General features: G+C 63.7%; 23 protein-coding genes and 3 pseudogenes. 8 read left to right on the top strand and 18 right to left on the bottom strand.

Annotated features, from left to right (window positions below; all coding sequences use genetic code 11):
• Positions 1–10: 10 nt before the first annotated feature.
• From PMM47T1_RS16870 to PMM47T1_RS16865, 3 genes and pseudogenes are all read left to right on the top strand, one after another.
• Positions 11–1,246 carry a Bcr/CflA family multidrug efflux MFS transporter gene (locus PMM47T1_RS16870; RefSeq protein ID WP_008371017.1) on the top strand — a complete coding sequence of 412 codons (1,236 nt, stop codon included), beginning with the start codon at positions 11–13 and terminating at the stop codon, positions 1,244–1,246.
• 24 nt (positions 1,247–1,270) lie between these two features.
• A pseudogene (locus PMM47T1_RS30695) lies at positions 1,271–1,372 on the top strand (YbaK/EbsC family protein); the annotation flags it as partial.
• Between the two features lie 94 nt (positions 1,373–1,466).
• The gene (locus PMM47T1_RS16865; RefSeq protein ID WP_043301185.1) at positions 1,467–2,219 is read left to right on the top strand and encodes a PRC-barrel domain-containing protein; all 753 of its coding nucleotides are present in this window, start codon (positions 1,467–1,469) and stop codon (positions 2,217–2,219) included.
• A 6-nt stretch (positions 2,220–2,225) separates the two neighbouring features.
• Here PMM47T1_RS16865 and PMM47T1_RS16860 read toward each other — a convergent pair whose 3' ends face one another.
• The 6 genes and pseudogenes from PMM47T1_RS16860 to PMM47T1_RS16840 form a co-directional block, all read right to left on the bottom strand.
• Complete coding sequence (locus PMM47T1_RS16860) at positions 2,226–3,245, bottom strand: class I fructose-bisphosphate aldolase (RefSeq protein ID WP_008371011.1); 1,020 nt, start codon at positions 3,243–3,245, stop codon at positions 2,226–2,228.
• A gap of 74 nt (positions 3,246–3,319) precedes the next feature.
• Positions 3,320–3,649 (bottom strand): hypothetical protein, encoded by a 330-nt coding sequence (locus PMM47T1_RS16855; protein ID WP_043301184.1) that lies wholly within the window; start codon positions 3,647–3,649, stop codon positions 3,320–3,322.
• Positions 3,637–4,401, bottom strand: coding sequence for a hypothetical protein (locus PMM47T1_RS30915; RefSeq protein ID WP_238536627.1), 765 nt, complete (start codon positions 4,399–4,401; stop codon positions 3,637–3,639). Before PMM47T1_RS30915 ends, PMM47T1_RS16855 begins: the two co-directional genes overlap by 13 nt.
• A 26-nt stretch (positions 4,402–4,427) precedes the next feature.
• A pseudogene (locus tag PMM47T1_RS30910) lies at positions 4,428–5,101 on the bottom strand (DUF4158 domain-containing protein).
• A gap of 3 nt (positions 5,102–5,104) precedes the next feature.
• Positions 5,105–5,515: a putative toxin-antitoxin system toxin component, PIN family gene (locus tag PMM47T1_RS16845; protein WP_008371007.1), complete on the bottom strand. Its 411-nt coding sequence runs from the start codon at positions 5,513–5,515 to the stop codon at positions 5,105–5,107.
• A complete protein-coding gene (locus PMM47T1_RS16840) occupies positions 5,515–5,754 on the bottom strand; it encodes a ribbon-helix-helix domain-containing protein (protein ID WP_008371006.1) in 240 nt (79 codons plus the stop codon). Before PMM47T1_RS16840 ends, PMM47T1_RS16845 begins: the two co-directional genes overlap by 1 nt.
• Before the next feature lie 278 nt (positions 5,755–6,032).
• On the opposite strand from PMM47T1_RS16840, the gene PMM47T1_RS16835 reads away from it, so the two are divergent.
• Complete coding sequence (locus PMM47T1_RS16835) at positions 6,033–6,284, top strand: hypothetical protein (RefSeq protein WP_238536626.1); 252 nt, start codon at positions 6,033–6,035, stop codon at positions 6,282–6,284.
• A 103-nt stretch (positions 6,285–6,387) separates the two neighbouring features.
• Here the strand turns inward: PMM47T1_RS16835 and PMM47T1_RS16830 are convergent, their stop codons facing one another.
• The 5 genes from PMM47T1_RS16830 to PMM47T1_RS16810 form a co-directional block, all read right to left on the bottom strand.
• Positions 6,388–7,182, bottom strand: a complete 795-nt coding sequence (locus tag PMM47T1_RS16830) for an ABC transporter permease (RefSeq protein ID WP_008371002.1) — start codon at positions 7,180–7,182, stop codon at positions 6,388–6,390.
• Positions 7,179–7,778, bottom strand: coding sequence for an ABC transporter ATP-binding protein (locus tag PMM47T1_RS16825; RefSeq protein WP_050990428.1), 600 nt, complete (start codon positions 7,776–7,778; stop codon positions 7,179–7,181). Before PMM47T1_RS16825 ends, PMM47T1_RS16830 begins: the two co-directional genes overlap by 4 nt.
• A gap of 125 nt (positions 7,779–7,903) precedes the next feature.
• A complete protein-coding gene (locus PMM47T1_RS16820; protein WP_008370997.1) occupies positions 7,904–8,158 on the bottom strand; it encodes a DNA-binding protein in 255 nt (84 codons plus the stop codon).
• On the bottom strand, positions 8,159–8,776 hold the full coding sequence (locus PMM47T1_RS16815) for a trimeric intracellular cation channel family protein (RefSeq protein WP_008370995.1): 618 nt from the start codon (positions 8,774–8,776) through the stop codon (positions 8,159–8,161).
• Positions 8,766–9,803 carry a hypothetical protein gene (locus PMM47T1_RS16810; RefSeq protein ID WP_008370993.1) on the bottom strand — a complete coding sequence of 346 codons (1,038 nt, stop codon included), beginning with the start codon at positions 9,801–9,803 and terminating at the stop codon, positions 8,766–8,768. The genes PMM47T1_RS16815 and PMM47T1_RS16810 overlap by 11 nt, the downstream gene beginning before the upstream one ends.
• 159 nt (positions 9,804–9,962) lie before the next feature.
• On the opposite strand from PMM47T1_RS16810, the gene PMM47T1_RS16805 reads away from it, so the two are divergent.
• A complete protein-coding gene (locus PMM47T1_RS16805) occupies positions 9,963–10,559 on the top strand; it encodes a HAMP domain-containing protein (protein WP_008370992.1) in 597 nt (198 codons plus the stop codon).
• Positions 10,560–10,889: 330 nt separating this feature from the next.
• Here the strand turns inward: PMM47T1_RS16805 and PMM47T1_RS16800 are convergent, their stop codons facing one another.
• The 3 genes from PMM47T1_RS16800 to PMM47T1_RS16790 all read right to left on the bottom strand — a co-directional run bounded on the left by PMM47T1_RS16800 (position 10,890) and on the right by PMM47T1_RS16790 (position 13,592).
• Positions 10,890–11,846 (bottom strand): alpha/beta fold hydrolase, encoded by a 957-nt coding sequence (locus PMM47T1_RS16800; RefSeq protein WP_008370990.1) that lies wholly within the window; start codon positions 11,844–11,846, stop codon positions 10,890–10,892.
• Between the two features lie 64 nt (positions 11,847–11,910).
• Complete coding sequence (locus tag PMM47T1_RS16795; protein WP_008370988.1) at positions 11,911–12,828, bottom strand: helix-turn-helix transcriptional regulator; 918 nt, start codon at positions 12,826–12,828, stop codon at positions 11,911–11,913.
• Positions 12,829–12,896: 68 nt separating this feature from the next.
• Entirely contained in the window at positions 12,897–13,592 is a 696-nt protein-coding gene (locus tag PMM47T1_RS16790) for a fumarylacetoacetate hydrolase family protein (protein WP_008370987.1), read from the bottom strand.
• Positions 13,593–13,732: 140 nt separating this feature from the next.
• Between PMM47T1_RS16790 and PMM47T1_RS16785 the strand changes: the two genes are divergently transcribed.
• On the top strand, positions 13,733–14,152 hold the full coding sequence (locus PMM47T1_RS16785; protein WP_008370985.1) for a hypothetical protein: 420 nt from the start codon (positions 13,733–13,735) through the stop codon (positions 14,150–14,152).
• 3 nt (positions 14,153–14,155) lie between these two features.
• On the opposite strand, the gene PMM47T1_RS16780 is transcribed toward PMM47T1_RS16785, so the two are convergent.
• Both PMM47T1_RS16780 and PMM47T1_RS16775 read right to left on the bottom strand, forming a co-directional pair.
• On the bottom strand, positions 14,156–15,145 hold the full coding sequence (locus PMM47T1_RS16780; protein ID WP_008370983.1) for a DNA-binding protein: 990 nt from the start codon (positions 15,143–15,145) through the stop codon (positions 14,156–14,158).
• A 149-nt stretch (positions 15,146–15,294) separates the two neighbouring features.
• Complete coding sequence (locus PMM47T1_RS16775) at positions 15,295–16,215, bottom strand: site-specific integrase (protein ID WP_008370981.1); 921 nt, start codon at positions 16,213–16,215, stop codon at positions 15,295–15,297.
• 182 nt (positions 16,216–16,397) lie between these two features.
• Here PMM47T1_RS16775 and leuC point away from each other — a divergent pair, with 182 nt between their 5' ends.
• Positions 16,398–17,819 (top strand): 3-isopropylmalate dehydratase large subunit, encoded by a 1,422-nt coding sequence (gene leuC, locus PMM47T1_RS16770; RefSeq protein ID WP_008370980.1) that lies wholly within the window; start codon positions 16,398–16,400, stop codon positions 17,817–17,819.
• A 3-nt stretch (positions 17,820–17,822) separates the two neighbouring features.
• Positions 17,823–18,431 carry a 3-isopropylmalate dehydratase small subunit gene (gene leuD, locus PMM47T1_RS16765; RefSeq protein ID WP_008370977.1) on the top strand — a complete coding sequence of 203 codons (609 nt, stop codon included), beginning with the start codon at positions 17,823–17,825 and terminating at the stop codon, positions 18,429–18,431.
• 90 nt (positions 18,432–18,521) lie between these two features.
• On the opposite strand, the gene PMM47T1_RS16760 is transcribed toward leuD, so the two are convergent.
• Entirely contained in the window at positions 18,522–19,436 is a 915-nt protein-coding gene (locus tag PMM47T1_RS16760; protein WP_008370975.1) for a LysR substrate-binding domain-containing protein, read from the bottom strand.
• A 69-nt stretch (positions 19,437–19,505) separates the two neighbouring features.
• Positions 19,506–19,799, bottom strand: a pseudogene (locus tag PMM47T1_RS16755) (cation:dicarboxylate symporter family transporter); the annotation flags it as partial.
• Positions 19,800–19,818: the final 19 nt, after the last annotated feature.

Raw genomic sequence — 19,818 nt, 5'->3', positions numbered from 1 at the left:
TCTTTGCCCCATGCACCCCAACGGACACCCTGCCACACGCGCCGTGCCCTCGGACACCCAAAGCCTGAAGCTGCTGGCCATCCTCAGCGCGCTCATGGCGTTCGCTTCCATTTCCACCGACGTGTACCTTCCTGCCCTCCCCGCCATGGCGCAGTCACTGCACGCCAATGCCGGCCAGGTGGAGTGGACCATTTCCGGCTACCTGATCGGTTTCAGTCTCGGCCAACTGCTGTGGGGCCCCATCGGCGACCGCTACGGCCGACGCTTGCCGGTGGCGCTAGGGCTGCTACTGTTTATCCTCGGGTCGGCAGGCTGCGCCATGGTCGACAGCGCGCCGATGATGATTGCCTGGCGTGCGATCCAGGCAGTGGGCGCCTGCGCCAGCGTCGTGCTGGCCCGGGCGATGGTGCGCGATTTGTATGAGGGACATCGGGCCGCGCAGATGCTGTCGACGTTGATGAGTGTGATGGCGATCGCGCCGCTGCTGGGGCCGAGCCTTGGCGGCCTGATCGTCAAGTTCGGCTCCTGGCGCCTGATTTTCTGGGCGTTGGCAGGCGTGGGTGCGCTGACACTGGTGGCGCTCCAGCGTTTGCCCGAGACCCTGCCCGTGGAGCGACGCAACCCGGCCTCGGTGCTGGGCGTGGTAAGACGTTATGGCCAGTTGCTGGGTAACGCGAAGCTGTTGGGCTACGCCGGTGCCGGTGGCTTCTATTATGCCGGTATGTATGCGTACATAGCGGGTACACCCTTCGCGTACATCAATTACTACCACGTGTCTCCCCAGGTGTATGGGCTGCTGTTTGGCGGCGGGATCGTCGGCATCATGTTTGCCAACCAGCTGAACGCAAAACTGGTGAAACGCCTGGGCAGTGACCGTTTGCTGCGCGCAGGCACGGTGGTTGCCGCGCTGGCGTCCCTGTGGCTGGCGGTGGACGCCAGCACCGGTTTTGCCGGTTTGTGGGGCTTGGTGTTGCCCTTGTTCGTGTTCGTGGCGGCCGCGGGCCTGATCATCGCCAATTCGATCATTGGCGCGCTGAACGGCTTCCCCGAGGTGGCCGGCGCCGTGTCGGCGTTGATCGGTGCGCTGCACTACGGTTCAGGCATCTATGGTTCAGGCCTGGTAGGCGCCCTTGCCGACGGGACACCACGGCCCATGGCCTGGGTGATTGCCGCGTGCGGGGTGGGCAGCGTGGTGTGTGCGTTCGGTATGGTCAAGCCGCAGCCGCCTCGACGTTTCACGCTTTGAAACGCGGTAGTCTGGTGGGCGTAGGTGTTGCCGGCGGGCGGCGCCATTAATGCGGCCGTGCGCCTGTGCCCAGAACGCATGGCACAGTGGGTCAATGCGCAGTGGATTGACGTGGCCCAAAGCTGAGCAGTCCGTCAGTGTCAAAGGGCCCTGCCGGGGGTGCGGGCTATGCTTGTAACACCGCCGGCCTCGCGGGTCGGCACTTGACAGGACTTCCCTCATGTTAAGAAGCATGCACGACCTGACGCACTACACGCTGGGCGCCACCGACGGTGACATCGGCGAAGTGAAGGATGTTTACTTCGACGATGCCACGTGGGTAATTCGCTATTTCGTGGTTGAAACCGGCTCGTGGCTCAAGAGCCGCCGGGTGCTGATTTCAACTCAGTCGATCCAGCACTGCGACGATGAAACCCGCCAACTGACCCTGAGCATCACCCGCGAACAGGTCAAGGCCAGCCCCGACATCGATACCCACAAGCCCGTGTCCCGCCAGCACGAAATGGACCACCTCGGCTACTACGGCTACCCCTACTACTGGGGCACCGGCGGCCTGTGGAACAGCGCCCGCGCGGATGCGTCGGCCCCCGACAAAGTGATCGAGCCCAAAGACGATTTGCGCCTGCGCAGCGGCCAGCAAGTGAGCGGTTACCACATCCAGGCCACCGACGGTGAAATCGGCCATGTGGACAGCCTGCTGATCAACGACGCGTCCTGGGCCGTCCAATACCTGGTGGTCAACACCAGCAACTGGTGGGTCGGCCACAAAGTGCTGATTGCCCCGGAATGGACTGAGGCGGTGTCGTGGGAGGAACAGAAAGTATTCCTCGACCTGGACCGCGCCTCGATACAGGCCTCCCCGGCCTATGATGAAGCCGTTGCGCTGAGCCGCGAACACGAGACGGTGCTGTACGCCCACTATCAACGCACGGTGTACTGGTCGGTGGAAACCCGCACCGACCGGTCCCACTGAGGTGCCTTAAACGGCTTCCAGTGCCTCGCTGTACTGCCCCAGCGCCGCCGCACCGTTGCATTGGGCGCGACGCAGCAGGGCCTGTTGTGCCTGGGTACGGTTAGCATCATCGCCCCCCCAGGTGCGCAGCGCATCGTCCTGCAGGGCGCGGCCATAGGAGAAGGTCAACGGCCAGGGCAGAGCCAGGCCCTGATGCATGGCATTCAGGTGCGCGGTGGCCAGTGGTGACGACTGGCCGCCGGACAGGAATGCAATACCGCCCACCGCAGCAGGCACTTTGCGCCGCAGGGTCTGCACCGTGGCCTGGGCCACCTCTTCCACCGACGCGGGTACCCCGCCCTGCCCTGGTACTACCATGTTGGGTTTGAGCAGCATGCCTTCCAGCAACACCGCATGGCGATGCAGCTGGGTAAATACCTCGTCCAGTACCTCGCCGGTCACGGCCTGGCAGCGCGCCAGGCTGTGATCGCCGTCCATCAATACCTCGGGCTCGACGATGGGCACCAGCCCCGCTTCCTGGCACAGCGCTGCATAACGGGCCAGGCCCTGGGCATTGGCTTCGATGGCCGTGCGGCTGGGAATACCGTCGCCGATGGCAATCACCGCCCGCCACTTGGCGAAACGGGCGCCTTGGGCGGCATAGCGTTGCAGGCGCTCCCGCAGGCCGTCCAGCCCCTCGGTGATGCGCTCGCCAGCAAAGCCTGCCAGCGGCTGGGCGCCAGCATCCACTTTGATGCCGGTGACAATGCCGGCAGCCTTGAGGATATCCACGAAGGGCGTGCCGTCGGCGCTGTGCTGGAACAGGGTTTCCTCGAACAGGATGGCGCCGCTGATGTACTGGCCCAGCTGTGGGGTGGTCACCAGCAGCTCGCGATAACGGCGGCGGTTCTCTTCAGTCTGGGCAATGCCCAGCGGCGCGAACCGCCGGTTGCAGGTGCCCAGGCTCTCGTCCATGGCCAACAGGCCCTTGCCGGGAGCCATCAGGGTACGCGCCGTTTCGATCAATGAATTCGCTGGTAGGGTCATGTTTGCCTCCACTGTATTGACCCGCTCAAGGATAGGCGCGGTGGGCGAAAATGACAGCTGGGCTGGCGACGCGGTTATTTGCGCGCCAGCGTGTAATGAATGCAGCCATCGTAGAAAGTGTCGTGGACCACGGCCGGTTTCGCTCGCGAGGCGCTGTCGTAGGTCTGTTCGGTGATGCCCATGGCCATCATGCGCATCCAGCCCCTGCTGAATTTGATGGTCTGGATTTTCTGTCGCGCGGCGTACAGCGACACACCCGACAGTTTGAGTTCCTGGGCGCGGGCGGCGGTGCCAGCGCCCCAGCTGCACAGGTAGCGGTCATCGGGCCGAATGTCCCTGGCCTGGGCGCACAACGTAACCCCGGTCAGGGCAAACCCTGCCAGCGTGAACATTACACTTCGCATTCAATCCATTCCCCAAACACCTGAAAGTACGGTGATTTTGGCTGGAACAAAACGCCTTGGGGGCCAGTATTACGCCTTCTTTGTCGCGATATTGGGGGTTGGGGAGCAATGGAACAGAAAGTGCACTTAAGCTCGGATAACCCTGTTTCTTGACCCGTCAGCAGCGTACCTGGCCAGGTTTTTGGTAAGCTCCAGCCTTCAAATGCCGACGAGGGCACGCCCTTGCCTGCCGGACTGAAGCCGAAGCGGACATGCTTCAATAGGTCGGGAAGGAAACGGCGCACGCTGCGGTAGCGCTCCTCCAGGGCGAGGTAATACACATCGTTGGCCGGACGGACCAACGCGGTGACCTCTTCGAGGGCTTTCTCCAGCGTGATACGCGGTAGGTCGTTGAACAGCCGGGCACGGACGTTGTCATCGCTGATTGAGCTATCCAGCACCACCTTGCATGCGGCGGCGAGCGTTGCCGCCGAGCGATCCAGATCCTTTAGACTGCGCAACCGAGCTTTCTTGTCGGCCCTCTCTGCGTTGCTGAACAGGTCGCGCAGCAAGGCTTCCAAAACTTCCAGGGCGTCGTCATGCGCAGTCTCCTCCAGACAAAGCGCAAACGCCACCAACGTTGCCATCCGCCGCGATGCCGGCAGCCGGTTGATCGCTGTGACCTTGGCCGTGTTGGCAAAGCGTGCCAGGGCCGCAATTCGGCTGGGTGGGATATGGGCCGCTGCGGGCAAGGTGATGCCGATGCCTCGCACGTCATCGAGTCGCCGTAGCGCACGGATCAGGCGGGCCCACTGATCATCACCGGGCCGGAGAGCAATTGATCCAAGCGGGAGTAACGGTTGCCTTCGACCACTGCCAGCAATTCTTGCAGGTGCTGTCTCTGCTTCTCGGTCACGCTGCGGCCCAGGTGAGCCAGAGGCGTTCTTCGAACCGACTGCGCAGTTGGGCGATAAACCGCTCCAGTAGTTACACCCGGCAGTAAAACCTTGTGCGTCAGTAACCAGGTCGTCGCCCGATTGAACAACTCACCAGGACGATCTGTCCCTGTCCAGCACAGCGCATACAGCCAGCGAGCAAGTCGAAAGCCGACGCTGGAGTCAGCAAACACCCGATAGCCATAACGCTCCTGAATCTCGCCAGCATGACGTTGACGCTGGCGGGTTTCAGCATAGGCCAGGATGCAAGTCGGATCATTGATGCCGAGCTGACGACTGAGTGCTTGCAGCACCTCATCCGGAACGGCAGAAAAGTCTTAGGGAAGGTGCCCAGGTAGCGGACGCTGGTCAGTTGCGTGGCGTAGCCGAGGCGGTTGTGTTCGCCGCGCAGCCGCAGGAGGGCTTTGTGGTCGTCATCGCTCAGGTGGAAATAGCGTTCCAGCTCTTCGCGGCTAGGAGGATCGACATAGTGACCAAAGCCGTCGCGTTGTTCCTGAGTCAGAAAGCCAACCGGCATCGATCACAGTACCTCGGTGCAGAACACGGCGGGAGTGACAATCCGCGTGCGTTCGATATGCCCGCGTTGCAAGAGGCCTGCGCGGCGATCACCGGTTACCAGGTAGTCCGCATTGCCTGCCAAGGCCATGGCCAGCAGAAAGGAGTCATCCGGATCATCGGCTTCAATCTCGATGGTCAAGCGCTCCAGCACCATCGCCCGTTGCAGGTTATTGATCATGGCCCCCACTTTGGCAGGCTGAAGGATGGCCTGAAGCTTGGGGTAACGACTGGCGCGACGAATTTCGTCGAGCTGTGCCCGCGAAGTCACCACCTCGAAGCGAGCTGAACGCCAGGCCCGATAGATCGCATCAGGAGCCCCATGCGGTGAGATCAACGCACTGAACAGGATGTTGGTATCCAATACAACCCGCATCAGCGCTTACGTGCCCAGTCGAGTGCCTCTTCAACCGCTTCGGTCAGTTCTGCCTCACTCAGATGGGCATTGGAAGCTTTGGCCTGTTCGGCGCTCAGTTCCAGGATGTGTGCCCGCACCGCTTCTTCGATGAAGCGCGACAGGTCGCCCTTACGGCCACCGCCTTGGCTGGCCAAAAACATGCGAAGCGATTGGTCGGTGTCGGTGGAGACGGCGACGTTCCAACGAGTGGTATTCATGACTTTTTCCAATGATAGGTGTTTATGTGTTTATACGCCCATCGTATGCCACTCTGCAACAGGCAACTGTTACTAATGCAGTCGAGTAAACGGTACTTTTCATGAAGATCGGTTATGCGCGGGTAAGCACTCGGGATCAGAAAGCCTTCTTCAGGTCGATGCCCTGAAGAAGGCCGACTGATCCGGGAGCGCACCCAAGCCGGTCTTTCTGCCGCACTGGCACGAGGCCGAGTCGGTGGCCGTCCCAAAGGGTTGCCACCATTACCTTGCGTTTGGCGGTGGAGAACAACAGCAAGTTCGTGCGCGGCCGGAAGAGGGCCAAGGAGAACATTGAGCGCTATTGCCTGGAGCCATTCTGCGTGAAGCGCCTGGGGTCGGGAAACTATGAACTGACAGTTCCCTATCAGAGCGACGAGGAATTGGATAAGGCAGTGCATGACCTGCTGAGCGAGATCAGTCAGGAAGCCGAGATGCGGAACTACTTTATCGAAGCGGATGCCTGGGAAGAAGGTACTGAACGACGCTGGTAGGGCCTAAGTGCACTTTCTGTTCCGTTGCTCCCCAAACCCCATATTCGCTGGAGGGTGTCGCCGCTGCCAAGGGCTGCGCGGGCCGTCACTGACACACTACAGTTCAACTGCGCTGAATCAGTTTGGCGGCCATGAAGCGGTGCTGCGCCGAGAACAGGCGCCGGTAGGTGAGCAGCACCGCCGCCACGGTGCCCAGCGCCGAGGCGGCGGCAATCAGGAACATGATGATGATCTGGTAACGCACGGCCTGCATCGGGCTTTGGCCCGCCAACACCTGGCCGGTCATCATGCCCGGCAAGCTGACCAGGCCCACCACCGACATCTGGTTCAACGTGGGGATCATCCCCGCCCTCACCGCCTGGCGCGCCGCCAGTTGCGCGGCTTCCCAGCGCGTGCCACCCAAGGCCAACGTCATTTCGATCTGGCCACGGCCCGCCGTCAGTTCCTGAATCATGCGCTCGATGCCCAGCGACACACCGGTCAGGGTGTTGCCCAGGATCATGCCCAGAATGGGAATGGCGTATTGCGGCTCGTACCAGGGATGAATGCGGATCACCGCGAACAAACCCACGGCGGCCACCAGCCAGCTGCTCACCCAGATCGAGCCAATGCTGTCGGCGCGCCGCCCGGCGTAGGTGCGCTTGCCACGCCCGGCCGCGGACAGCCCGGCCACCAGGGTCATCAGGCACATCACCGGCAGCACCACGTACCAATGGGCGTTGGCGAAGATCCAGGTCAACACATACCCAACCGCCAGCAGCTGTACCACCGTGCGTATCGACGCCACCAGCAACTGGCGGCCCAGGCCCAGGTTCAAGCACAGGGAGAGCACGCCATTGATCAGGATCAGCGCTGCCGCCAGCGCAATGTCCAGGTTCGACAGGTTCTGATAGTTCATGCCAGCTTCCCCGCCTTCATGACCAACTGGCGATTGCTGACACGCTCAGCCTGGGCCGGGTCGTGGGACACCCAGATCAAGGCGCGACCCGGATTGAACCAGGCATCGACCAGGTCTTCCACCTGGCGCGCCGAGGCCGGGTCCAGCGCCGCGGTAGGCTCGTCGAGCAGCAACACCTGCGGATTGAGTTGCAGGGCCCGCACCAGTGCCATGACCTGGCTTTCACCGCCGGACAACTCACTGGCCTGCTTGTCGAGAAAACCTGCGGGCTTGCCGGCCTTGGTCAATAGCTGCACCACGGTGTCGCGCTCGAATTGTGCCTTGGCATGCACGTTCAGCGAGTAGGGATAACGCAGGTTGTCCTCGACACTGCCATCGATCACCGCCGGTTTCTGTGCGATGTAGCACACCTGGCTGCGGTATGTGGGGATCTGCGCGGTGGCAACGGGCGTGCCCTGCCAGCGAACCTCGCCCCCATGGGGCGCGTCCAGCAATGCCAGGGCGCGCAGCAGCACGCTTTTCCCTGACCCCGAGGGCCCGGTGATCGCCACTCGATCGCCGGGCGCCAGGGTAAAGGCCAGGGGGTGCAGCAACATCGTGGCGCTGCGTTCGTCAATACGCGACAGGTGAACGGTAGTGATCAAGGTGCAACTGGGGGATACATTCAATCGTGCAGTTTCCGAACGGGAAAGGCTTCAGGACGCTCATGCGTGGGTTTGCTTCAATGAACCCAATCCTCATACACCAACCCAGGCACCCGTGAAAACTCACGGGTGTTTTTTGTGATGAGGTGATGCTGTTTTACCCGCTGGCCGTACCGCATCTGCGCGTACGTAATAGCCGAGATGACGATGCGGTCATTGCACGTGGCGGCTTGCGTCAGTTGTTGCAGCACACAGGCCGGGCGCTCGCGCATAATGAACGAGCCGATACAGTATGCTGCCAATTCAAGCATAGGCAAGGCATTGGTCAGCATTCACAACACCTTCCCAATCCCGGGCAAATTCCACCCATAGCGCAACGACAACATCCGCAACCCTGTGCACAAGCCAATGCCCACCCACGCGCTGAACGCCGGGTTCAGCCACTGCAGTTCGCCGCCCACCTGCACCAGCGCGCACAGCAAGGCCGCCGAGGCGTAGATGTCCTTGCTCAGGATCACCGGCACCCTGCCCAGCAGCACGTCGCGCAGGATGCCGCCGCCCACGGCGCTGACCACACCCAGCAGCACGGCCAGTTCCACGTCGGGGATGTGGGTGTAGACCTTGTGCACGCCGAAGGCGGCGAAGAACCCCAGGCCGATGGCGTCGAAGAACAGCGTGGGCTGCGCCAGTTTTTGCAAGCGCGTCTGGAAGCCGCCAGCCAGGGCCACGGCCAGGCCCACCACGGCCACGTAGGCCAGGTTGGTCAGCCCCGCCGGCGGCAGTGCGCCGATGCACAGGTCGCGGATGACCCCGCCGCCGCAGGCGGTGACGAAGGCGATGACGACCACGCCAAACAGGTCCAGGCGCCGGTCAATGGCCGCCAGCGCTCCGCTGAGGGCGAAGACGAAGGTGCCCATCAAATCAATGTAACGGAACGCTTCAAAGCCCATGGTTGCTTCCTGAAGCCAATGTGGCGCCATGTTGCCAGAAATCCTCTTGGGCCCATGATGAGGCTTTATCAAGCCGTTGCGAAACGGTGCGCGCGGCCAGTTGCACCTCCAGGCTGTCGGCCAGCCGGTACACGCCGGCCATGACGCCGCCATTAGGGTCGCTCAGCACCTTGAGCCAGGCTTGATCGAAGGCGGTGCCCAGGCTTTTGCGCAGCAGCGCCTCGCTGTCCGGCCGCTCGCCCGCATGAATGATGGCGCGAACGCCAGCCATGCCCAGGGAAATCAGCGGCCCCACTATCTTGCCCGCCACCGCCGCGGCAAACCCGCCGGCGCCACGGCTGCTCATTTGCCCCTGCAGTTTGCTGTTGGTGGCCTTGGCCACCTCGGCCAGGCCTGCGGGCGCGGCCTGGTCGCCAGCATGCAGGCGTTGCACCAACGCGGCATAGTCGGGCACCTGGGTGGGCGGCTGGGTGTGAGTGATTTGCTGCAAGGTGGCCGTGCCCAGCACCACGATGCCTTGCAGGTGCTGGGCGTACTGATTGGCCGGCAGTTGATGCTGTTGGCCGATGGCGGCCAGTTGCGCGCCCAGCAATTGCACGTAGAAATCGGTGGCCTGCACGGCAATGGCGTTCGGCTCGATGTCCACCGCCACCGGCGCCAGCACACGGTTGTGATACTGCTCTTGCAGATAAGCCTCCAGGCGCCTGGCCGATTCGGTTTTGTCCTGGCCGCTGCTCAGGGTGTACCAGCTTACGCGCATGGACAGCCACTCTTGGGTCCAGTAGCTGTCGAACCAGGGTATGAACACCTCTTCGGTCTGCTGGTACACGCGCACCCGCCAATGGTCCATGGAACCACGGGCAAACACCCGGGCCTGCTCGCGCGCGTCGCTGGACGCCTGCAGGATCTGCCCGTCCACCTGCTGCCAGGTGGCGGCGCTCACCGGGGCCGCAGGCAACGGCCGGTGGCCGGCACAGGCGGTCAGCAGCAGGGTCAGGACAACGATCAGTGCGCGCCAGCAAGTCACCCCAGGCTCCGTATCGTCAACAGTACGTGGGCGTTGCCTTGAGTATAGGGCGCGACAGCCCTTGAGGCCCGGTGACAGGTCGGCATTGGTACCAAAGGGATACGTTGAACCCTGAAGACAATGTTATGGTTTGAATAACGCCTGACGGGCCCACGCGCAATGATCAAGTCACGCACCCTGTTTGCTCGTATCTTCAACGTGACCCTTGCGGCGATTTTCCTCGCCCATGGGCTGACGTACCTGTGGATCGTGCACTACCGCATCCCGCCTCCACCGAGGTTGGGCACCACGGCGCAAACGGCCGATCCGGCCCTGGCGCTGGAGGCCAGTTCGCACTACCTGCTGGTATGGCCCAAGGCGATGCTGGCATTCCAATTCCTGGCACTGATCGCCATGGCCTGGTACGTCAGCCGCTCGCTGACGCGGCCATTGAAGCGCTTCAGCCAGGCAGCCGAACGCCTGGGCGACAACCTGGACAGCCGTCCGCTGGCGGAAACCGGCAGCGTCGAGGCCCGCCACGTGGCTAGCCTGCTCAACCGCATGCAGCAATCCATCCGCGATCAGGTGGACATGCGCCGGCGCACGCTGGGAGCGGTCTCCCATGACCTGCGCACGCCGCTGTCGCGCCTCAAGCTGCGCCTGGCGCTGCTGGATGACCCGGTGCTGACCAAGGAAATGTCCAGCGACATCGACGCCATTGTCAAAGTGCTGGACGCCACCCAGCACTATCTGCACGACGACACCAAGGCGCCTTAGGGCTACCACGTTCGCTGGGAATCTTCAGTGAATGCAAGGGCCAGCGCAGCGTTGCGGCAGCGGCTACAGTGTGGGTGTGGTCTGCACACTCCTGCCGAGGCACCGACATCATGCACTACAGCCTGTTCGCCAAGCAAAGCAACGAAATCATCCTGCTCGCCCGCGTGCTGTTGGCCGTGTCCGGTCCCGGCAGGTACTCGGTGGACGGCCGCTGAGCCTGGCGCTCACAGCGGGCCCGCGATCGGCATGACACCGCCAAAGGCCCTGCGGACTTTTCTGCAGCCTGTCGGCAGTTCCTACGACTCCAACCTCACACAAGTATGCGCCCTTTCAGCGGTAGTGAACCGCCAGAAACTTCAGCAGATGGGCATTGACCACCTCCGGTTGCTCGCTCTGTATCCAGTGCCCGCACGCCTTCACTACATGCTGTTCCAGGCGCGGCACGCGGTTGGGCATGCGCAGCAAAGTGTGGGCTTCGAGCACGCCCACCGGGTCCAGGTCACCAATCAGGAACAGCGCTGGCTGTTCCACGTTGGCATTGGCCAGAGGCTCGGTGCGTTGCCAGTTTTTTTCGAAATTGCGATACCAGTTCAGCGCCCCATGAAAGCCGTGCTCGGCAAAGGTGTCCACGTACACCTGAAAATCCTCGGGCGCGCACCAGGCGGGCAACCGGTCCGGCTGGTTGATGCCGTCGAACAGCCTCGCCGTGGCAGGCTTGTCCTTGAGGATCAGGTCGCCGCTGTCGCCGCCCTGCATGAACATACGCACGGTATGGGCGATGTCGGCATCCAGTTCGGCTTCGGCTACCCCGGGTGCCTGGAAGTACAGGATGTAGTTGAAGCGATCCTTGAAGTGCGCCCGCAGAATATCCACCGCAGGCTGGCGCGGCCGGCCGGCGAACGGTACCGACAGGGCCACCACCGCCTGTACCCGCTCAGGTTCCAGCAGCGCCAGGTGCCAGGCGACCGGCGCGCCCCAGTCATGGCCCACCACGCTCACCCGGGTATGGCCCAGCAGGTCCATGGCGCCCTGAATGTCCGCGCACAGGGTCAACAGGTCGTAGGCGTCTACCGCTGCCGGGGCGGAGCTTGCGCCGTAGCCACGCATTTCCGGCAACCACACCTGGTACCCGGCCGCCACCAGGGGCGCAATCTGCAAGCGCCAGGAATGCCAGCACTCGGGAAAGCCATGCAGCAGCCAGATCGGCTTGCCAGTGTCGGGGCCGGCGCTGTGCACGCTCAGGTTGATGCCGTTGACTGCCAGGGTGCGCTGCTGTGTGGCCTTCATCGTCGTCCATGCTCGTTTGACCGGGATAACCCACCCTAGCAAATCCACGGCACTGCGCTAACCACTATTGATGGGCGCTATGCCCGCGCTGCTGGCGACGGAATTGGCCTGGCGGCAGGCCCTGGGTCTGGCGAAAGCGCCGGGAGAAATAAGCCTCGTCGGCAAACCCGCAACGCTGGGCAATGTGGCTGATGGGCTCGTCACTGTTCAGCAGGTGGGTGCGCGCCAGGCGCATGCGCCGCTCCAGCACCAGTTCGCTGAAGGTGCTGCCGGTGTCCTTGCGCAACAGGTGGGTGAGGTAGTTGGGCGACAGGAACGCCGCGGCCGCCGCTTCCTTTAGGGTCAGCTGCGGGTCGGCGATGTGCTCGCGAATGTACGCCGTGACGCGCGCCAGGGCATCACGACGGCCGCGGTGGGTGGCCTTGTCACTGGCCAACTGCTGCAACGGCTCGGCAAAGTGTTGGCTGACCACCCCGATTACGTGCAGCAAACCGGCCCGCAACAGCGTGGTGGTGCCGAAATCACGGGTGCGGTCCAGTGTGCGCAGGCGTTGCAGCACGGTCTCGATTTCCGCGAAGGCGCCATCGTCGAGGATGAAGTCCAGGTGCTCCTGGAACTGGAACGGCGCCAATTCGGGCGCCTGGGCCAACGGCACGTCTTCAAGGTCCAGCGGGTCGCAGGCCAGGTGCGGCAGCAGGAACCCCTGGGCAACATTGATGAGCATGAAGTTGCCCTGCTCCGGGTGCGGAATCAGGTGCAGGCGGTGCGGCAGGATAAAGCTCAGGGCGTTGCGCGGAAAAGGCCGCACCGCACCGCCAATGTGCTGCACGGTGTCGCCGCCCAGGTTGATCTGAATTTGAAAGTATTCGTGGCGATGGGGAGAGGTCAGCGCTTCGCGGTCCTGCTTGTCGCGGATATAGAAATCTTCGCGGTCGCTGCGCTGCTGCATGCCGTAGGTGGGCACGCGGGACAGGGATGACATGGCAGCAACCTCGCAGGAAACGACGCCGCACAGTTTAAAGCGTGCGGCGCCCTCCTCCAAGCCTGCCTTCAGTGGTTACCGATGCGCAGTGCCAACTGGGCCACGCCGTCGATGCCAGCGCTGACCTGGTCACCCGGTTGCAACGCACCGACCCCGGCAGGCGTGCCGGTGAAGATCAGGTCGCCGGGCTGCAACGCCACCGAGCGCGACAGGTAGGCGATCACGTCCGGAACGGCCCAGATCTGGTCCGACAGGTCGCCACGCTGGCGCTCTTCGCCATTCACGCTCAACCAGATGGCGCCGCTGGCCGGGTGGCCCAGGGTAGCGGCCGGAATCAGCGCTGTGCATGGCGCCGACTCGTCGAAGCCCTTGGCCCAGTCCCACGGCCGGCCCTGCTTCTTGGCCTGGGCCTGCAGGTCACGGCGGGTGAGGTCCAGGCCCAGGCCATAGCCCCACACATGGGTCAGGGCCTGCGCCGGGTCAATGTTCACGCCGCCTTCGCCGATGGCCACCACCAGCTCCACTTCATGGTGCAGGTCGCTGGTCAACGGCGGGTAGGCGATCACGCCTTCGGCCGGCACCACGGCATCGGCCGGCTTGCAGAAAAAGAACGGCGGCTCGCGGTCCGGGTCATGGCCCATCTCGCGGGCGTGCTCGGAATAGTTGCGGCCCACGCAGAACACCCGGCGGATCGGAAAGCGGCGGCTGTCACCGGCAATGGCGACGCTGGCGGCGGGTGGTGGGGCAATCACGTACTCGGTCATGTTCAGCTCCTGGCTCAAAGGCAGGCTGCCAGTGTGCGCCGCACTCGTACGCAAGGCTTGTACAGAACCACGTGGATTGTGGACAGGGCAACGCTATGGCGCATACTTATGCCTAACGCTACTGTCGAGAAGCAGATCCCATGGCCGATCACGACGACAACGTCATCCCCTTGCGCAGTACCCGGGTGTTCGCCGAGGACGGCAGCGACCCGCAGTTGCTGGACGATGTTCAGCGTGAATGGATGCAGCGCACCTTTGCCGGCAGCGATATCGACTGCGCGGCCATCCTCACCCAGGGCCAGTACCGCCAGGCGCTGGCGTACATGATAAAGGGCATTTTGCAGGGCCCGCACGCGGGCGATAAGCTGCTGGCCTTCGCCATGAAAACCGTGCACATGACTGGCGAGCAGTTTGCCAAGCTCGACGGTTATGGGGCGCAGCTGTGTGCCAAGGCGTTGATGGACATGGGCAATGGCGTGCCCGGGGCGCTGGAAAAGGTCCAGCGCGCCCGGCGTATCCTGCGCAGCGGCCTGCACCCGGTGGAGCCGGGCCAGCCCTGAAGCTTATTCGGCGCTGGCCGCCGCCCGGTCGGCGCGCCATTGCGCCAGCGTGGCGTTGGCCTGCTGCAACTGTTGCTCCAGGCGCGCTTCGCGCAGCACCTGGGCCTTGGTGGCCTTGACCTGGGCCGCCTGTTCGTGGCGAAACACCTCGATCTGCCCATTCAACGCTTCACGCGCACCCAGGGCCTGGGCCAGTTGGGTGGTCAGGGCACTGACTTCATTGACCTTGTCGGCGAGGGCCTGGTTGGCGCTGTCCTGGTCCTTGCGGGCCTGACGTGCTTCCACCAGCATGCGCTCGTTATCACGGCTCAGGCGCATCAGTTCGTCCTGCTTGACGATAAGGCTTTGTTGCAGCTGCCGCACTTCCACTTGCGCCTGCTGAACCTGGCCTTCGTGACGACGCTGATCCTGATCGCGCTGCTCTTTCACCGCCTGGCGGTAATGTTCGAGGGCATCGCGGGCGTGCTGGTGTTTTTCTTCCAGCGAGCGAATCTGCTCGTCCTTTTCGCCGACGCGCGCTTGCAGGTCGGTGCACGCCTGAGTGAGCCGGGCGTTGCGGGTGTGTTCGGTCTGCAACGAGGTGCGGCAGGTCAGCAGTTGCTCGGATTCGCTGGCCAGCGCTTCGGTCTGAATCTCGAATTGCTGTTGCAGGGCGGCGTTGGCTTTCAGGGCCTTGTCCAGGTCGCCTTCCAGCACGGCCTTTTGCAGGTCGAAGCGGGCCTGAGCCTGTTGCACGTACTCGTCGCCCTCCTCTTTCAAGCGCTCGGCCAGGCGGCCCACCAGTTCGCCCAGTTCCTGGGTCAGGTGTTCACGCGGGGCCAGGCGGCGCTGGTCGGTTTCTTCCAGTTCCTTGAGGTAGCGGTGGATGGTGGTTTTCGAACCGGTGTTGCCCAAGGCCACTCGAACGGCGTCGATGGTGGGGTTTTCGCCACGGGCCAGCAGCCCTTCACGCGCTTTCTGTACCACTGCCTTGTTGATCCCGCCGCGTGCCATGCTTGCTCCTGTTGGGCTGTACTACGTTACGTATTCTGTATGGGCCGCACTATACATGCCTTGTAGCCGTTGCCGCCAGGCGGCGCTGGCCATCGTCCACGATGAGGATCTCGACGGTTCATGCGGGCCGGCAGCGGCTACAGACCTGGCTACAGGCTGGGCAAACGAAACTCAGCGCGGGCATCCAGGTAACGCAACGCCGACTGGCTGTCTTTCCAGCCCACATAACTCATCAGCGACTTCTGGTCCCAGCCGCTCTGGCTGGCCCAATTGGCAAAACCGCGACGCAGCGAATGGCTGCTGTAGGCGTCGCCGTCCAGCCCGGCACCCAACAGGGCCTCGCGCAGCAGGTGCATGACGCTGTACGGATGCAGGCCCTTGTCGCTCAACCGCCCCCAGCGGTCGATGCCGCGAAACACCGGGCCGTGGGCAATGCCCGCGGTTTGCAGCCAGTCGCAGTAGGCGTCCACCGGGCACAACCGCTCCAGCGCCGGGGCCGAGTGGGTGGTACCGCGACTGTCGCGATCACCCTTGCTCCAGGGCAGGAAAATACGCATGCCCTCCCCGCGCCGGGCCTGGATGAACTGCACGTCCAGGCGGCACAGCTCATCGCTGCGAAACGCGCGCCAGAAGCCCATCAGGATCAGCGCCTTGTCACGCTGGCAACGCAGCAGGCGCTTGCTGTCGTGACGGCCCCTGGCGGCTTCGATCTCCACATCCAGCCAGCGCACGCAGCGTTCCAGGGCCAGCAGTTGCAGCGGCTCGGCCTGTTTTTCCTGCTGAGGGTGCAAGGTGCGGATGCCCTTCATCACCTGCTTCACCTGCGCGCTTTTGGTAGGGTCCGGAAAGCCCTGGCTCACATGCCACTGAGCCAGCGCCGCCAGCCGCAATCGCAGGGTGTTGAGTGACAACTTGCCGGCGAACGCGGCCAGGTAACGGCTGACGGCATCGCTGGTGGCCGGCAGGAAGCCGCCCCAGGTCACCTCGAAGTGCTCCACCGCCGACTGATAGCTGCGCCGGGTGTTCTCGCGGGTGCCGGCGGCGATGTAGCGATCAACTTCGGAGACCATGGAATGACGGGCCTTGCAGGTGGGTGCAGATGACCACGCAGTATACCAGCGCAATCGGTGCAGCCTGCGGTAGCGGCTACAGGTATTGCTCACGATTCGTGTTTCAGCGCATTCCCAATGGCCTATTGATGCAAAACCCCCTGGGAATATGCTGACTGCAAACAATGACCGTGAGCCCTCCGATGAGCAGCCCCCGTACCCTCTATCAAAAACACATCGACAGCCACACCGTGTGCACCCTGGACGACCAAGGGCATGTGCTGCTGTATATAGACCGTCAGGTCGCCAACGAATACACCAGCCCCCAGGCCTTCAGCGGCCTGCGCAAGGCTGGACGTAGCGTGTGGCGGCCGGCCGCGACGCTGGCGGTGGTGGACCACGTCAACCCGACCGCGCCTTTGCGCACAGCGACCATGCCCGACGCCGGCGGTGCTCGCCAGGTGGCGTATTTCACCGAGAACTGCCGCGACTTCGGCATCGAACTGTTCGACGTACTGGACAAGCGCCAGGGCATCGAGCATGTGGTCGCCCCCGAGCAAGGCTTCATCCTGCCGGGCATGGTGGTGGCTGCCGGCGACAGCCACACCACCACCTATGGCGCCCTGGGCGCGTTCGGTTTTGGCATCGGGACCTCGGAGATCGAGCATCTGCTGGCGTCCCAGACCCTGGTGTACAAGCGCCTGAACACCCTGCGAGTGACGGTCATCGGAATGCTGGGGCCGGGCCTGACGTCCAAGGACGTCATCATGGCGGTGATCGCCCGTATTGGCGCATCGGGCGCTACCGGCTACGCCATCGAGTTCGACGGCCCGGCCATCACCGCGCTGAGCGTCGAGGCACGCATGACCATCTGCAACATGGCCGTGGAAGCCGGCGCCCGTGGCGCGTTCATGGCCCCGGACGAAAAGGTGTTCGCCTACCTGAAAAGCAAACCCCGCGCGCCGAAAGGCCCGCTGTGGGAGGCCGCCCTGGCCAGTTGGCAGCAACTGCGCAGCGACCCCGGCGCCCGGTTCGACCGTGAAGTGTTGATTGACGTGAACGACCTGGCGCCCATGGTCACTTGGGGCACCAGCCCGGACCAGGCCGCCAGCATCAGCGGCGCCGTGCCCGACCCCGCCACCCAGACCGACCTGATCGTGCGCCAGGGCCAGCAGCGCGCCTTGACCTACATGGGCCTGACCCCTGGCATGGCGTTGAGCGAGGTGGTGGTCAACCATGCCTTCATCGGTTCCTGCACCAATGCCCGCATCGAAGACCTGCGCGACGTGGCGCGGGTGGTGCGCGGCAAACGCGTGGCCAGCCACGTGCGGGCGATGATCGTGCCCGGTTCCACCCTGGTGCGCGAACAGGCCGAAGCCGAGGGCCTGGCCGCCGTGTTTCTGGACGCAGGGTTTGAGTGGCGCCAGTCGGGTTGTTCCATGTGCCTGGCCATGAATGACGACGTGCTGGCACCCGGCGATCGTTGCGCGTCCAGCACCAATCGCAACTTCGAAGGGCGCCAGGGCGCGGGTGCACGCACCCACCTGATGAGCCCGGCCATGGTCGCCGCTGCGGCGATCGCCGGCCATTTGACCGACGTCCGTTCCTTCGTACTGGAGGCCTGAACCATGCAACCTTTCGACATTGTGACTGGCAGCGCTGCCCCCATGCTGGCGGCCAACATCGACACCGACGTGATCATGCCCAAGCAGTTTCTCAAGGGCATCGACCGCAGTGGCCTGGACCAGGGGCTGTTCTTTGATTTGCGCGTACTCGAATCAGGCGCGCCCAACCCTGATTTCGTGCTCAACCAGCCGGCCTGGCAGGATGCGCGTTTCCTGGTCACCGGGCCTAACTTCGGCTGCGGCTCCAGTCGCGAGCATGCTGTGTGGGGCCTTAAGCAGCGCGGCATTCGGGCACTGATCGGTACCGGCTTCGCCGGCATCTTCTTCGACAACTGCCAGCGCAACGGGCTGCTGGCGATTCAGTTGGATGAGGCTCAGTTGGCCACGCTGGGGCGAAAGATCAGTTGCCCAGAGACCTCCACCTTAAGCGTCGACCTGCCACGCCAGGAGATCCGCCTGGACGATGGCACCGTCATAGCTTTCGCCATCGATGAACTGCGCAAACAAGCCCTGCTGTCAGGGCTGGACGCCATTGGTACCACCCTGCAACGGGCCGAACAGATCCGCGCGTTCGAACAGCGCCATTTGCACCACAATCCCTGGCTGGCCTGACCCCAGGAGGCAACCGTCGCCCCCATGCGCCCGGCCGCAGGACCTGCCGCCCATTTCGCAGCCTGGCAGCAGCCTACAGGCTTGGGTGCATCAGGGTGACAGGTTGCGGAAATATTCCTGCAAAAACTCCACGCACACCCGCAGCTTCGCCGACTGGCTCAACCGCATCGGGTATACCGCCCACACGTTCGCGCTCTGGCTGTAGTCGTGCAGCACCTGCACCAGCCGGCCCTGGTCGAGCATGGGCTTGACGTCCCACAGCGAACGCAGAATGATCCCCGCGCCATCGAGCGCCCACTGCAGCACAATTTCGCCGTTGTTCGACGACAGCGGGCCGCTGACCTTGACGGATTCGGCCTGCCCTTCCCGGCTCAAACTCCACACGCCAAAGGCGTTGTTGCGCTCCTTGATCACTAGGCAGTCGTGCTCGGCCAGGTCGGCCAGGGTCTGCGGCGTGCCCCGCGCCGCCAGGTACTCGGGCGTGGCGCACAACACCCGGAGGTTGCGCACCAGTTGCTTGCCCAGGTGCTGGCCGGCCAGGTCGTCACCTACGCGGATCTCCAGGTCAAAACCTTCATTGACCACGTCCACCACCCGGTCGAACACGTCCAGGCGAATGTCCAGTCGCGGGTAGGCCCGGGACAACGCGCAGACGGCTGGGGCCACGTGGTTGCGGCCAAAGCCGAAGCTGCTGCAGATGTGCAAGGCGCCGCGCGGGGCCTGACGCGCTTCGGACATCTCGCCCAGGAAGTCATCGATATCGCCCAGCAACCGCGCGGCCCACACGCGCACGCGCTCGCCGTCATCGGTCAGGGCAATGCGCCGCGTGCTGCGGTGCAGCAAGCGGGCGCCCAGTGTGGTTTCGAGAATCGAGATGCGCTTGCTGACGTAGGCTGGAGAAAAGCCCAGCTCTTGCGCCGCAGCGGCAAAACCGCCCTTGCGCAGCACGGTGAGGAAAACCCGAAGGTCTTCGGGCAGGGGCAGTTGTTCACGAATCGTGCTCATGGAGCTCGCAAAATGCCTGTGTGTTCATGGATAGTCGAAGGATAGCACCCGCTACCCTTCGCCGGGGCGTCAGTGCGGTTGGCTTGAAACCTGTACCGCAGCGGCCGCCTTGCGCGAGCGCTTGAGGGCAATGGGCGCGAGTTTGTCGCGGTCCAGCTCGCCGTCCCAGGCGGCCACCACCAGCGCGGCGACGGCGTTGCCAATGATGTTGGTCAGCGAGCGACACTCGGCCATGAACCGGTCCACGCCCAGCATCAGCACCATGGCGGCCACAGGCACGGTTGGCACCACCGCCAGGCTCGCGGCCAGGGCTACGAAGCCTGCGCCCACCACGGCGCCAGCGACCTTGGAGGTGACCCGCGCCGCCCCGTGAACGGGCGGC

Source organism: Pseudomonas sp. M47T1 (assembly GCF_000263855.1).
In the GTDB taxonomy this organism is placed as follows: domain Bacteria; phylum Pseudomonadota; class Gammaproteobacteria; order Pseudomonadales; family Pseudomonadaceae; genus Aquipseudomonas.
This window is presented reverse-complemented; position numbering and strand designations above follow the sequence as displayed.